The organism is Streptosporangium sp. NPDC002524, assembly GCF_040295985.1.
GTDB lineage: Bacteria > Actinomycetota > Actinomycetes > Streptosporangiales > Streptosporangiaceae > Streptosporangium.
Map to the genome: position 1 here is coordinate 1 of NZ_JBEOWK010000036.1, position 12,859 is coordinate 12,859.

General features: G+C 71.1%; 16 protein-coding genes and 1 pseudogene. 9 read left to right on the forward strand and 8 right to left on the reverse strand.

Annotated features, from left to right (window positions below; genetic code table 11):
• Nucleotides 1–461 precede the first annotated feature (461 nt).
• A complete protein-coding gene (locus tag ABT053_RS38965; RefSeq protein ID WP_350976279.1) occupies nt 462–584 on the reverse strand; it encodes a hypothetical protein in 123 nt (40 codons plus the stop codon).
• A gap of 153 nt (nt 585–737) precedes the next feature.
• On the opposite strand from ABT053_RS38965, the gene ABT053_RS38970 reads away from it, so the two are divergent.
• Complete coding sequence (locus tag ABT053_RS38970) at nt 738–1,427, forward strand: DinB/UmuC family translesion DNA polymerase (protein ID WP_350976280.1); 690 nt, start codon at nt 738–740, stop codon at nt 1,425–1,427.
• A gap of 648 nt (nt 1,428–2,075) precedes the next feature.
• Nucleotides 2,076–2,293: pseudogene (locus ABT053_RS38975) on the forward strand (transposase); the annotation flags it as partial.
• 29 nt (nt 2,294–2,322) lie between these two features.
• On the opposite strand, the gene ABT053_RS38980 reads toward ABT053_RS38975, so the two are convergent.
• From ABT053_RS38980 to ABT053_RS38995, 4 genes are all read right to left on the reverse strand, one after another.
• Nucleotides 2,323–3,234 (reverse strand): alpha/beta fold hydrolase, encoded by a 912-nt coding sequence (locus ABT053_RS38980; protein WP_350976282.1) that lies wholly within the window; start codon nt 3,232–3,234, stop codon nt 2,323–2,325.
• Nucleotides 3,235–4,102: 868 nt separating this feature from the next.
• The gene (locus tag ABT053_RS38985) at nt 4,103–5,029 is read right to left on the reverse strand and encodes an oxidoreductase (protein ID WP_350976283.1); all 927 of its coding nucleotides are present in this window, start codon (nt 5,027–5,029) and stop codon (nt 4,103–4,105) included.
• Nucleotides 5,026–5,505: a hypothetical protein gene (locus ABT053_RS38990; RefSeq protein WP_350976284.1), complete on the reverse strand. Its 480-nt coding sequence runs from the start codon at nt 5,503–5,505 to the stop codon at nt 5,026–5,028. The genes ABT053_RS38985 and ABT053_RS38990 overlap by 4 nt, the downstream gene beginning before the upstream one ends.
• Nucleotides 5,506–5,556: 51 nt before the next feature.
• Nucleotides 5,557–5,889: a hypothetical protein gene (locus ABT053_RS38995; protein WP_350976286.1), complete on the reverse strand. Its 333-nt coding sequence runs from the start codon at nt 5,887–5,889 to the stop codon at nt 5,557–5,559.
• 29 nt (nt 5,890–5,918) lie between these two features.
• Here ABT053_RS38995 and ABT053_RS39000 point away from each other — a divergent pair, with 29 nt between their 5' ends.
• Nucleotides 5,919–6,128, forward strand: coding sequence for a hypothetical protein (locus ABT053_RS39000; RefSeq protein WP_350976288.1), 210 nt, complete (start codon nt 5,919–5,921; stop codon nt 6,126–6,128).
• 352 nt (nt 6,129–6,480) lie between these two features.
• On the opposite strand, the gene ABT053_RS39005 is transcribed toward ABT053_RS39000, so the two are convergent.
• The 3 genes from ABT053_RS39005 to ABT053_RS39015 form a co-directional block, all read right to left on the reverse strand.
• Nucleotides 6,481–6,930: an SRPBCC family protein gene (locus tag ABT053_RS39005; protein WP_350976290.1), complete on the reverse strand. Its 450-nt coding sequence runs from the start codon at nt 6,928–6,930 to the stop codon at nt 6,481–6,483.
• Entirely contained in the window at nt 6,914–7,297 is a 384-nt protein-coding gene (locus tag ABT053_RS39010; RefSeq protein ID WP_350976291.1) for an ArsR/SmtB family transcription factor, read from the reverse strand. Before ABT053_RS39010 ends, ABT053_RS39005 begins: the two co-directional genes overlap by 17 nt.
• 487 nt (nt 7,298–7,784) lie before the next feature.
• A complete protein-coding gene (locus ABT053_RS39015) occupies nt 7,785–7,937 on the reverse strand; it encodes a hypothetical protein (RefSeq protein WP_350976293.1) in 153 nt (50 codons plus the stop codon).
• A gap of 492 nt (nt 7,938–8,429) precedes the next feature.
• Here ABT053_RS39015 and ABT053_RS39020 point away from each other — a divergent pair, with 492 nt between their 5' ends.
• The 6 genes from ABT053_RS39020 to ABT053_RS39045 all read left to right on the forward strand — a co-directional run bounded on the left by ABT053_RS39020 (nt 8,430) and on the right by ABT053_RS39045 (nt 12,733).
• The gene (locus ABT053_RS39020) at nt 8,430–8,987 is read left to right on the forward strand and encodes a hypothetical protein (RefSeq protein ID WP_350976295.1); all 558 of its coding nucleotides are present in this window, start codon (nt 8,430–8,432) and stop codon (nt 8,985–8,987) included.
• Between the two features lie 140 nt (nt 8,988–9,127).
• Nucleotides 9,128–9,787: a copper resistance CopC family protein gene (locus tag ABT053_RS39025; protein ID WP_350976297.1), complete on the forward strand. Its 660-nt coding sequence runs from the start codon at nt 9,128–9,130 to the stop codon at nt 9,785–9,787.
• 10 nt (nt 9,788–9,797) lie between these two features.
• Nucleotides 9,798–10,358 (forward strand): MFS transporter, encoded by a 561-nt coding sequence (locus tag ABT053_RS39030; protein WP_350976299.1) that lies wholly within the window; start codon nt 9,798–9,800, stop codon nt 10,356–10,358.
• A 121-nt stretch (nt 10,359–10,479) separates the two neighbouring features.
• Entirely contained in the window at nt 10,480–11,139 is a 660-nt protein-coding gene (locus tag ABT053_RS39035; protein ID WP_350976301.1) for a metal ABC transporter ATP-binding protein, read from the forward strand.
• A complete protein-coding gene (locus tag ABT053_RS39040) occupies nt 11,136–11,951 on the forward strand; it encodes a metal ABC transporter permease (RefSeq protein ID WP_350976303.1) in 816 nt (271 codons plus the stop codon). Before ABT053_RS39035 ends, ABT053_RS39040 begins: the two co-directional genes overlap by 4 nt.
• The gene (locus ABT053_RS39045; protein ID WP_350976304.1) at nt 11,948–12,733 is read left to right on the forward strand and encodes a metal ABC transporter solute-binding protein, Zn/Mn family; all 786 of its coding nucleotides are present in this window, start codon (nt 11,948–11,950) and stop codon (nt 12,731–12,733) included. Before ABT053_RS39040 ends, ABT053_RS39045 begins: the two co-directional genes overlap by 4 nt.
• Nucleotides 12,734–12,859: the final 126 nt, after the last annotated feature.

Sequence of the window (12,859 nt, forward strand, 5' to 3'; positions counted from 1 at the left end):
CGCCGTCACCGCGACCATGACCAGCAACCGCCGCGTCGAGACCGCACTGCGCAACACGCGCCCGAAAGCCGACCCCGCCGACCAGGCCGACCAGGCCGACCAGGACCCCGCCCAAGAGATCGCTGTGCTAACCACATCCAGGTGACGGCCATCGCTTACAGGTCACAACACCTCCACCCGGGGCTGGGGACACCTTCGAGAGGAGGACGCCGTCAAGAAATCCACGTCACACGACGACCCCTCCTGACACCACCCACAACCGAACGGCCTGGCGATAAGACGAGCCCCGACCTGCCAGTCGAACGCCGTCCAGTAAGCGTGCTCGCCGTTGTCGCCTTCGGGCTCTCCCTGGTAGTACCGGGAGTAGTTCATGAACGACAGATCGCCGTAGCCCTTCTCGACGTCACCGAGGCCCGCAGGTACTTCGACTCCGGCGCCGAGGCCTGGCCCCGGGGTCCGGCTCAGCTCGTGCGCCTGCGCCTGGCCGCCCACCTCGGGCTGCGGGCCACGATCGGCGCGGGATGCAACCCCATGATCGCCGCCATGGCGGCCGCCGCCACCGCCCCCGGCACCATCACCGTCATCGCGCCCGACCCCGAGGCCGTCGCCGCCTTCCTCACCCCGCGGCCGGTGGCCGAACCTGCCCGGCGTGGGCTCGGCGTGGGCTCGGCGTGGGCTCGGCGTGGGCTCGGCGTGGGCTCGGCGTGGGCTCGGCGTGGGCTCGGCGTGGGCTCGGCGTGGGCCCGGCGACGGCCACCACCTTGGCGAGCTACGGCATCCACTCCATCGGCGACCTCCGCCGGGTGCCGCTCCTCACCTTGCAGCGCATCCTCGGCGCGGCCACCGCGCTGACGCTGTCGACGCGCGCCCGCGGCCACGACCCCCGGCCCGTCCATGCCGCGGCCCCGCCCGCGTCGATGGGATGTGCGCACGACTCCCCCCGCGACGAGCTCGATCCCGGCGCGCACCGGCGGGTGTTGCTCGATCTCACCGAAGGGCTCGGCCTGCGGCTGCGCGCGGCCCGGCGGGTCACCGCGCGGCTCGCGCTGAGCCTTACCCACGCCGGCGGCACCAGCACCCGGCGCTCGCGCGCTCTGGACGAGCCCACCGCGCACACCCCTGCCCGTGCCGCCTGTGCGCCTACGACCTGCATGCCCGGCTCGGGCTCCAGCGGGCCCGCGTCCTCGTCATCGCCGTACGCGTCATCGCCGTACGCGCCGAGCATCTTACGCACGACGAGCACGCCGTACGACAACTCGTCCTGGATCCCGGCGACGACAAGCGACGCCGCCTCGAGGACGCCGCGGACCGGGCACGGGCCCGCTTCGGCGCGAACGCCATCTGCCCCGCAACGCCGGCACAACCGCCCTCGCCGTGAGGGAAGCGAGCAGGCCGCCCGTGAGCTCGTTGTCATGCTCCGGGGGTGAGGCTGAGGGAACTTGCTCGCGGGGACATTCCTGTCAGCTGATCGCATTTGACGACGCCCGGATGAGCAGAATGCGATCCCCACAGACGTGGCCGAATGCTGCCAAGAGCCCCCGGCTCTTCTCGCCTGATCTAGCATGACAGTCAATTTCACCCGATCATGAACGGGAGCATGCCTTGGTCTCCTTTCCGATGTACAACCTGGAATTGGCCGGCTGGCGCCGCCAGAGTGTCTGGGGCTGGGACCCCGCCCAGCAGAGTTACTACGCACAACTCACCCCGGACACCTCCGATCGAGAGGCCGACTCGCAAGGTCCCGAGATCTGGGTCAGCCCTCCGAGCTACCCGACGATCCCGGACCCCCCGGCTCTGGCTCGCGAGATCGCCCGAGCGACCGGCGTCCCCCACACCGTCGCACTCCAGGCAATGAACGATTCTCTGGACGATCGGGATCCTCTCCGTCAATTGCTGAACTAATTCGCAGAAGATGCTGCAACCTCGCGTCCTGGCCCCCGCTGTGGGCGGCCGACGAGGTGGATGCCTGCCGCGCCGCAAGGGCGTGAGCGTCTTACAGCTCGTTTCAAAATGAACGGAGGTGTCGGCTGGTGACAGACACGCCGCCCGTGGAAGATCAGCGACGTGTCCTCCCCCTGCGCACGCGCGGGATCACGCCGGCCATCGCCCGCCGCGGCACCTCGCACTGCTCCGGGCTGGGTGCCGTCCGGTGGGTGGTCGAGCGGACCTTCGCCCGGCTGCACCAGTTCAGACGGCTCCGGGTCGCTACGAGCACCGCGCCGGCCTCCGTCAAGGTTTGCTCGACCCGGCGGGCGGCCTCATCTGCCTGCGCCGCCTTCGGACCTCATTTTGAAACGATCGGTTGGTAGCCAGACGGCAGGCTCAGCGCCTCAGCATGAAGTCGCGCAGGATGGTGGCCAGCCGCTCCTCGGCTTCAAGCGCAAGCAGGTGGCCGCATTTGTCGAAGACCTCGTTGCGTTCGACGCCTTCAGAGACCATGCGCATCTGATCGGCGACGAGAGGGCCGAAGAACTCGGTCCCGCTCACCGTCATGATCGGCAGGGTCAGCTTCTTCTGTCCGAGGTCACGGTTGATGCGGGCGTTCTCGAGCCCGGCGCGGTAGCTCTCCAGGCACCCGCGCAGGCCACCGGGCACCTTGAGGCGGCCGATCCACTCGGAGATCGCCTCTTCGGAGACGGCTTGGGGGTTGTAGGTCTCGGCGTCGATGAAGTACTCCCAGAACTCCCGCTCACGCCCGGTGATCAGCATCTCCGGGATGTGCGGCATCCAGAAGAACGGGATGTGCCACAGCCAGATCCCTTGGTGCCGGTACTGGGCCGAGAGGTGGTCCGGCGTGAAGTTCGACCATTCCTCCAGGCCCTGCCCCGACAGCAGCATCTCGCCGAACGACAGCGTCTTGACCCGCTCGGGCCGCGTGGCGGCGAGGACATAGCCGTATTCTGCTCCCCGGTCCTCGCCGTGGATGTGGAAGTTCGCGTGACCGAGCCGGTCCATGAGTTCGGCCAGGTCGGTGGTGCTGGTGAGGCTGTCGTAGCCGGCCTCGGCCGGGGGCTTGTCGCTGTGGCCGAAACCGCGCAGATCAGGGGCGACGACCGTGAAATGCTCGGTCAGCAGCGGGATCAGCTTGTACCAGTAGAAATGGTTCTTCGGCGTCCCGTGCAGCAGGAGCAGTGGTTCGCCCTGCCCGGCGGTCACGTAGTGCATGCGGATGCCGTTGACGTGCGCCCGGCCGTGCGTGACCGGGTCTCCCCGATGGTCGTAGATCTCAGCCATCGATCGCTCCTTGTGCGAATGGTCCAGGTCATCGCCTACATGGCCAGGGCATCGGCAGGCCGGTTGATGCGCTGCGCCGTTAGGACGGCGCACGCCGGAATCGGCTCGGCCACCCGTTCACCTCGGTCACTCTGTGTGAGCAAGGTGCTCCGAATCATACGATTGTGGTCGTGGAAGGGGAGCTGAGACCCGCCGAGATGGGCTCTCCTGGAGCAGACGCACCTGGGCCGAGAACGCGTTCACGGCTCCGCGGCCGACAGCTTTCACGAGGGGACACCGATGCCCCCGGGAACGCCGGGGGCATCGGGCGTAGATGACGAACCAGACGTGAAGGTGCCGGTCAGCCACTCCCCGCCGGCCGGGCCGAAGATCAAGGTGTTGCAGGTCGCCGGATCCTGGGGGAACGCAGGGGCGATCAGCCAGGGTGGTGGCGATGTTCACGATGTTCACGATGTTCACAATGTGCCGCCACCCTGCTTGAGCATCGGCTCGATCACACGCTGGGTGAGATGGAAGAAGCCACCGTGGGAACAGCTGACAGGGCGGCACGAGCAGCGGTGGAGGCCGCCGCGAACGCGATCGTGTGGCCGGCAGAGCGTGGTATCCACCCGATCCCGACGACGAGCGGGATCCGCGCACGATTTCGCCGGCCCGGGCTCGGGACCGGGCTCACCGGGAACGGCTTCGGCGCATCCGAACTGATCGCCGAGCCCGCCGGTTGGATCCCATCGGCCGGCGTGCTCACCTTGGCCGGTCGGTCTACCCGCCGATAAGTCTCGCTTGAGTCTCGCTGCCGGTCGGCGTCCTCGTCGGCGGGCCTTCCCGTGGGTCGGCGTCCACCGATGGCGAACCGCCGGACGCAGGAGAGTCAGGCGAGCTTGTCCAACCGGGCGATGTCGTCCTCGGTCAGTCGCAGGCCGGCCGCGGCGACGTTCTCCTCCAGGTGGGCGACGGAGGAGGTCCCGGGGATGGCGAAGGTGACCGGCGAGCGGGCCAGCAGCCAGGCGAGTATCACCTGGGCGCGGCTCGCGCCGTGACGCCCGGCGACGTCGTCCAGCGTCAGCTCCTGCTCCCGGGTGGGAGCCATGCCAGGGGGAGCCTGTGACGTGTCCAGGCCGGGCCTGAGCATCCCCGCGGAGAGGGGGAAGTACGGGACGAAGGCGATCCCGTGCTCCTCGCAGGCGGCGAGGACGTCGGAGCTGCCCCGGTCGAGGAGGTGGAAGCGGTTCTGCACCGCGGCCACGGGGGCCAGCTCGCGGGCCTGGGCCAGCTGGGCGGTGGTGGCCCCGCTGAGCCCGAGGTGCCGGATGAGACCGCGTCCTCGCAGCTCGACGAGCGTGGCGAAGGATTCGGCGAAGGGGGTCTCGTCGGGGAAGAGCAGGCCGTCGCCGCCGACCCGCAGGTAGACCAGGTCGAGGCGGGCCCTGCCGAGCCGGGAGAGGTTCTCCTCGACCTGGTCGCGCAGTTCGGCCGGTGTGGCGGCGGGGTTCCAGCCGCGCCATTCGTCGCGGACCACCCCGACCTTGGTGGCGATCACCAGGTTGTCGGGATAGGGGTGAAGGGCCTCGCGGATGAGGTCGTTGGCCACGTGCGGGCCGTAGAAGTCGCTGGTGTCGATATGGGTGACACCGAGTTCGACCGCCCGGCGCAGGACGGCGCGGGCCGTCGCGGGGTCCTCGGGCGGTCCCCAGGCACCGGCTCCCGGCAGCTGCATGGCTCCGAAGCCGAGACGGCCGACGGCGGGTCCGTCGCCGAGCGGGAGGAGGCCGCCGGGAGCGGCGTGGTCGCTGATCATGTGTGATCTCCCTTTACGGGGTCCGGTGCGCGGGTGGCGAGCCGGACGCGGACGGAGGCGACGGTGATGCCGGGAGGATGCCGTTCGAGCTTGCCGCGGTTGGCCAGGTCATGAACGCCCTGGCGGGTGATGCCGAGCATGCCCGCGGCCACGGACACGGAGACGGCGACGGCGCTGGGATGCCCCGCCCGCCGGAGCACGGCCTGGCCGAAGGGAGTGCCCCACCACGCGGCCGGTGGGTCGAACGGGGCGTCGCCGGGATACAGGGCGCTCACCAGGCGGATCGCGGTGTGCGTCGCGGCCTGGTCGTCCTGGCCCAGCAGCGTCTCGGCCCAGGCGCGGGACTGCGCCGTCAGCCGGTCTCGCATCAGGTCCGCGGTGCCGAAGAGGATGTCGAGCGGATCGAGCAGCCGGCTGCCGACGACCCTCTCCAGATCGTTCGCGAGCGCGTCGCGCGCCTCCGTCCAGGCGTTCATGTTTCCTCCCCTACTTGACGTCGGACGTCAAGCAGTGGTGATCAGCATCAACTACTTGACGCCGAACGTCAAGTAGTTCTCGCCGAATGACGGGGATCGGGAGTTACCCGGCACGCCGTTCTCGGCGACGCGAGCCGGCCGCTCGAACCGCGGCAACCCCACCTGGGCGACGAGAACAGAATCGCAGCCGAGCCGGCCAACGCGCAGTTGCCGATGCTTCACGCGATCTATCAAGAGTTGCGTCACGGCCACGACCAAGCGGCCGCACAGACGGTGGCGCCGGCTGACCGCATCAGGCCTGTCGGTCGTGGTGGCGATGGAGAAATGCCGTTGATCACGCTGTTGTGTGTGTAAAGGCTGTGTCTGATCACCGATGAAGAGCACCCGCGAGGAGTCGTTTCTACGGGCTCGTGGTGAACGCGCTCTCCGTCGCGGCCAAGGGCCTGCCCCAGCTCACCGCGCCGATCTGGCTGCTGGTGGCGGCCATGATCGCGACCGGGTCGGTGATCGGCGCGGCACTCGCCCAGCGGGTACCCGAAAGGCCGGCCCGGCTGCTGATCGTGCTACTGCTCGCACTGACCGGCGGGCTCACCACACTAGGCGAAGGACTGTGGAGCCTGTGATGGGGCATGACGCGCATCCGAGCGGAAAGTCCCGTTAGCGGAGCAGAGTTGAGCGGCTTGTCGTGACCTTCCGTTCGAATGCGTCTCGCCGAAGGAATGAGCAGGTCAAGTGCCCTGGAAAGGGGCACCGGTCAGGTGTCACGCGGACTGCGGTGCCACTCGGCGAGAGCCGGTTTCGGCGGTCTGCCGCCGAACGGTCCACGAGACCGAATCAGTGCGGTAACCAACACGGAGGCGTTGATCTGGAGTGATGCCGCCGGGTGACCGGACAGAGTTGATGTCCTGCGTGCCCCCCGCTAACGGGACTTTCCGTTCGGATGCTCGTCATGCCCCGATGACACCGATATCGGGTCTATAGAGCCGCGTTGATCTGGCGGGCCATTCGCGCCCAGGCCTCGGCGGTACGGTCGACGAAATCGACCCACCTGCTGTCCATCTCATGCACCAGGGTGAGCACGCACCCCTCGCCGGCCGGCTCGATGTCGATCGTGACCACCGAATGCTCGCCGTCTTCCGGCAGCCAGGTGAACACCAGGCGGCGGGGGCGGTCGATCTGCAGGTAGGTGCCGGTCGGGCCGTCCTGGTCCTCGTCACGGCTGTCGATGAAGGTGAAGGTGCCGCCCACGCGCGCGTCGATCGTCACGCTCGTCAGCTCGGTGCCCGGCGACGACTCGGCGAGGGCGGCCGCCATCCACTGCCCGACGAGCTCAGGATCGAGCCAGGCGTCGAACACCGCCTCCGGCGACGCCGCGAAACGATGGGTGACGCTCGCCGTGATGAGGTCGTCAGTTCGTTTGGTCATGAGCTCCTTGTTCCTTTTCGTCGATGTTCCGGACGCTGAGGAGGGCGTCCATCGCCGCCATGCCGCTGCTCCAGAAGCTCTGGGTCTGCGCGATCCACTCGGCGGCACGGTCGAGCGCTTCGGGGCTCAGCGACAGCAGATGCTCGCGACCCGAGCGACGCCGGATCACGAGGCCGGCCCCCTCGAGCGCCTGCAGGTGTTTCGACACCGAGTTGAGCGAGATCGAGAACGGTTCGGCCAGCGTCGTCACCCGCGCTTCGCCCTCGCCCAGTCGCTGGAGAATCGCGCGTCTGGTCGGATCGGCCAGCGCGAGGAAGACGCGGTTCAACGCGTCCACGTCGGCGTCGGCAGCATTCGAAATGGTCATCTTGGAGTATGAATATGCCGTGCCCAATGTTCATAGTCAAGGGTGAATGACGGTGCGGGCTGGTCGGCCCTCGGGGAGCCGCGGAGCACGCCGTCACCGCCCCCGTCGCAAGCCGCCCCACCTCAGTCATCAACGGCGAGCTCGCCGCCCCGCCGAGCGGGGCGGGTATGTGGCGGCCGAGCGCTGGACGCGCCTTCCTGGCCCGGGCCGCTACCTCTGGTGGGTGGCGTTACCCACCTCGGCGTAGCATCTGGCCGGCTTGAGCGCGCCGATGACGCGCGGTCGGCGCGGTCGGCGCGGTCGGCGCGGTCGGCCGTCACGCTCACGCGGCGGCCGCCGGACGAGGGGCTCGGGTGGCGGCCGCGTCGCGCCGCATCCGCAAGAGAGCGCGGGCGGCCCGGTGGTCGGCGCGGCCGCGGTGGTCACGCGGGTGAGCCTTCGAGGAGGCTGAGTGCAGAAATTAGCGGTAGAGAGTACGAAGAAGGGTTCAGTTCGTGAGGCGGCTCCCTCCGGTTCGCAGACTCACCTGCGGCACCCCCGTCTCCGGGTAGGGCCTCACCTCGGCGGGCAGGGTTGGGGGCAGCACGTCGGCGGCCGTGGACTCCGGGCTGAGCAGCCGTACCGGCCGCACGATCGACATCTCCCGCAACAGCGGCTCGTACGGCTCCGACAGCGTCAGCCGGACGGTGCCGGAGCCCGAGGGTGTCCACGGCGGAGATGACCTGCGGGGCGTGGAAGAAGGTGAACCTCTTGTCGCCCACCCACCGGTCGAAGTTCCACTTGCGGCGGCGTCGAGCGGTGTCCCGTCGGTGAAGCGGACACCGTATCGACGCCTCACACGGTCTCCACGCCCTGTCTCCGGCGACAACCTGTACCGCCACGGTGACACCGGCCGTCGGGCCGGAACGGGAACCTCCCCGCCACGACGGTGGAGCGAAGACCGGCCGAGCCCGGCCCGCGCCTCGGCCGGGGCCGGTTTCGCACGCACGGCCGGGCGCCCGCCGGATGAACCGCCGGGCCACCTCCCGCGTATCTCCGGGCATGAGGTGGGCGCCCCCGGCCGCGACGGCCGACGACATGATCCACGATCCCGGTCTTCTCGGCGGACCACCCGCCTGACAAGATGTCGCTTGTGACCCCTACGGCGTCGGTGCTGCGCGTGCCGCGAGCCGTCGTCTTCGCGACGATGTGCCTCGCGGTCTCCGCGGGCGGCCACGCCCTGGCCGGAGGCGGCCTGATCCCGCCACAGCTGGCCGTTCTCGGCGCGCTGATCGCCTTCTGCGTGGCGTACGCGCTGAACGGGCGCGAGCGCGGGGTGGAGGTCGTGCTCGGCGCGACCACCGGGGCGCAGATCCTGCTGCACGAGCTGTTCGGCCGTGCCGCGCCCGCGTCGCACGCGATGTCGTCGGCCGAGCACGGCCATTCCGGGCTGGGCATGACGGTGGTTCACCTGGTGGTGGCGCTGGGCACCGGCTGGTGGCTGCATCGCGGGGAGAGCGCCCTGTGGCTGATGATCCGCCTGTACGGCGGGCCAAGGCCGCTGATCCGGTTGCTGTTCGCCGTCCCCGCCGAGATGGCGGCGCCGGTGTGGCGGGCCGTCGCGTCCACCGGCATCCGGCCGTACGGCGGCTGGGAGATCTCACCGGTGCTGCGGCGGCGCGGCCCGCCCGTGCCGCGACACGCCGGCTGAAGGACCTGGAGGAAAGGTCCGGTGGGCGGCGTGCCCCCGTGACCACGACGCCCTTCTCCTGCTTCTGCGCTGGAGGCGTCCCTTCCGTTCTCGCCGGTCCGCGCTGAGGGCACGGCGAAAGGTCCTTTCTGGAGCCCGCGATGGCGTCCCTGCCACGACTTGTCCGCACAACCGTTGTCACCGCGCTGTGCTGCGCCCTGTTCGTCCTGCTCGGCGCACCCGCCGCGCTCGCCCACGACCGTCTCAAGAGCAGCTCCCCGGCCAAGAACGCCAAGGTCTCCGCCGTCGAGCGGATCACATTGAAGTTCAGCTCCCGGATGCGCTTCCCCGTGGTCGCGCTGCGCACGGCGGACGACACGGTCATCGACATCGGCAAGGCCAGGGCGAGCGGTGACACGGTCACCTCCGACGTTCCCGAGCCGCCGACGCCGGGCAGGTACGTGATCGCCTGGCGGGTGGTCTCCTCCGACGGCCACCCGATCGAGGGAGAGATCCCCTTCACCGTGACCGCCCCGGCGACCCCGTCCGCCACCCCGTCCGCCACCCCGTCCGCGGCTCTCACCCCGACGTCGGAGCCCGAGGCCTCCGCCGTTCCGTCGCCGGCCGCGCGACCCGCCTCGCCCGCCCCCGTCTCGCCCGCCCCCGCCGTGGCCGGCGGCCCTGTCTCGGCGGCCGACGACCAGGAGACCTCCCGGGGCCTGCCGGGCTGGACCTGGATCGCGCTCCTCGCGCTCGTGGTGATCGGCGCGGGCATCTGGTCGTCGGCCTCCCGCCGGCGCCGTCCCGGCGGCGCGGAGTGATCCGCCGCCCATGCCCGCGCACCTGACGTTACGCCTGGCCCGCGCCGCGGCCTTCGCCGTGGTGTGCCTGGGGCTGGGCGTGCTCGCCCACATCTCCGGCGGCGGCTTCGTCTCCGCGCCGTCGGCGGCGTGCGCCCTGGCGCTGGCGTTCCTGGTGGCGCTGCCCGCGACCGGCGGCGAGCGCGGCCTGGCGGTGATCTGGCCGTTGCTTGCGGGTACGCAGGTGGCGCTGCATCTGCTCTTTTCCACGGTCCACCTCATCACGCCGCTGGCCGAGGCCGCCGGCCACGCGCACTCGGGCTCCGGGCTGGTCCCCGGCCTGGGCATGGTGGTGGCGCACGGCTGGGCCGGAGCGCTGGCCGCGCTGTGGCTGGCGCGCGGCGAGGCCGCGCTCTGGGCGATGTTGCGCCGCCTCGCCGTCCGGCTGCTGCGGCTGCTGAGGGTCCGGTGCGGCCAGACGGCCGCCCCCGCCGGCCCGTGGTTCACGAGTTCTCCCGCCCCGCCCCTGTTGCGGTCGGCGTTACTGCGGTACGCGCTCAGCGGGCGGGCCCCGCCGCCCGTGCGCGGCTGAGCCGCTCCCTCATCACGGGCTGACCTCTGCAGGCGGTCCCGTCTCCTCACGATGCCCTCCCGGGCGGACCTGTGTCCGCCCGGCTGCCGCCGTGCCCCTACCCCCCACCCGGAGTACGCCCATGCCCGTCCCCCTTTCCGACTCCCCGCCGAGCGCCGGCCTGCGGCTGTCCGCCGTGAGCTGCCGGCACGGCAGGCTCCTGGCGGTGGACGCCGTCGACCTGGACCTCGCCCCGGGTGAGCATCTGGCCATCACCGGCACCAACGGCTCGGGCAAGAGCACGCTGCTGCGCGCGCTGCTGGGGCTGCACCGCGAGGTCTCCGGTGTGATCGAGGTCTCGGGGCGGCGGGCGCGTACTCCTGCCGACTGGGCCCGCCGCCGCGCCGAGGTCGCCTGGATCCCGCAGCGCCAGGCGGCCGGGCGCTTCCCGCTGCTGGTCCGCGAGCTGCTGGCCAGCGGCGGGCACGCCGAACGGGCGTTCGCCGCCGCCGAGGACCTGGGGGTGGGCGCCCTGCTGGAACGCCCGCTGGCCACGTTGTCGGGCGGCCAGTTGCAGCGCGCCTACCTGGCGCGGGCGCTGGGGCAGGTCGCGGCCGGGGCGGGGCTGGTGCTGGCCGACGAGCCGACCGCCGCCCTGGACTTCGCCGGTCAGGAGCAGGTCGCCGGCGTGCTGGCCGGCCTGGCGGTGAGCGTGGTGGTGGTCACCCACGACCGGGTGGTCGCCCAGGCGTGCGGGCGGGTGGCCGAGATGGCCGCCGGGCGGCTGCGGGAGGTCCGGTGACCTCGATCTGGACGCTGCTGGAGATCCCCTCGGTCCGGCTCGCCCTGCTGGCGCTGCTGCTCGGCTCGGTGGCGCTGCCGATCGTCGGGGTGTTCATCGTGGGGCTGGACATCATGCCGGTGCGTTTCGCGATGATGCACGTCGCGCTGCTGGGCATCGCGATCGGCCTGCTGACCGGCCTGGACCCGCTGCTGTGCGCGCTGGTGCTGTGCGGGCTGACCGGCGGCGCGCTCACCCCGCTGGCCCGCAGCGGCGCGGGACTGTCCGGGGCGATGGGCCTGCTGATGACGCTGGCCATCGCGGCGGCACTGCTGGTGCTGTCGATCTCCGGGGTGAACGCCAACGGGGCGTTCGAGCTGCTGTGGGGGTCGATCCTGGCGACCCGCCCCGGGGACGTGGCCGCGCTCGCCGTCCTGGCCGCGCTCGTCCCGGCGCTGTACGGGCTGCGCCGCAAGGACCTGGCCCTGCTGCTGCACGACCGGGAACTGGCCGTCTGCTCGGGGGTGGCCGCAGAGCGGCTCACGCTGATCCTGCTGGTGGTGATCGCGGTGGCGATCGCCTCGGCCATCCGGCTGACCGGGGCGTTGCTGGTCGACGCGCTCACCCTGCTGCCCGCCCTGGCCGCGCGCCGGGTCGGCCGCTCCCTGTCGGCCATGGTCGGCTGGTCGGTCGCCTTCGGGCTGGCCTTCAACCTGGGCGGCTTCCTGCTCGCCCTGCTTCTGGACTTCCCGCCCGGCCCGGTGCTGGTGCTGGTCGGCGGGCTGTGCACCGTCCTCCTCTACTCGATCCCGGAAAGGATCCTCACGAAATGATCATCTTGCGCCGATTCCGTCTCGCCGCCCTGGCGGCCGTCACCGCGCTGATCGTGGCCGGCTGCGGGAGCACCCAGGAGGCCTCCCCCGCCGCCTCCCCCTCGGAAGGCGGCCTGAAGGTGGTCGCCGCCTCCACCTGGGAGGCGGGGTTCGCCAAGGCCGCGGGTGCGACCGACATCACGGTGATCGTCCCGCCCGGCGTGCACCACGCCGCCGACTACGACCCCAAGCCCTCCGACCTGGCCAAGGTCGCCCAGGCCGACGTGGTGCTGTACGCGGCCTTCGAGGGCTTCGCCGGCAAGCTGAAGGAGGCCGCCGGGTCCGAGGCCAAGCTGATCGAGGTCTCCCTGGACAACGCCCCCGACAAGGTCAAGGCCGAGGTACGGCGCCTGGGCGGTGAGTTCGGCACCGCCCAGGCCGCCGAGGCGTGGACCGCGACCTTCGACACCGAGTACACCGCGCTGAAGGAGAAGGTCACCGCCGCCACCGAGGGCACCGCGCCGGTGATCGTCTCGCAGGCGTTCGTGACCTGGGCCGCCGACCTGGCCGGCGCCCGGCCCGCCGGGGTGTTCGGCCCGCAGCCGCCCACCGCCGGCCAGATCTCCGAGCTGGCCGCCACCAAACCCCGGCTGGTGCTCGACAACTCCGCCATGCCCGGCGGCGACGCCCTGTCCGGCGTGCAGGCCGAGCGCGTGGTCATCAACAACTTCCCCGACCGGGGGCTGGACCTGCTCGCCGTGTACCGGGCAGGCGCCGACGCGCTGACCGCGGCCCTGGGCTGACCCCTCGTGGGGCGGTTCCGCGCGAGGCGCCCCACCCCCGTTTTCCGGAAAGGAGGAACGTGGACGCTCCCGTGCTCATCGTCGGCGCAGGACCGGTCGGCCTGTGCGCGTCCATCGCACTGTCCA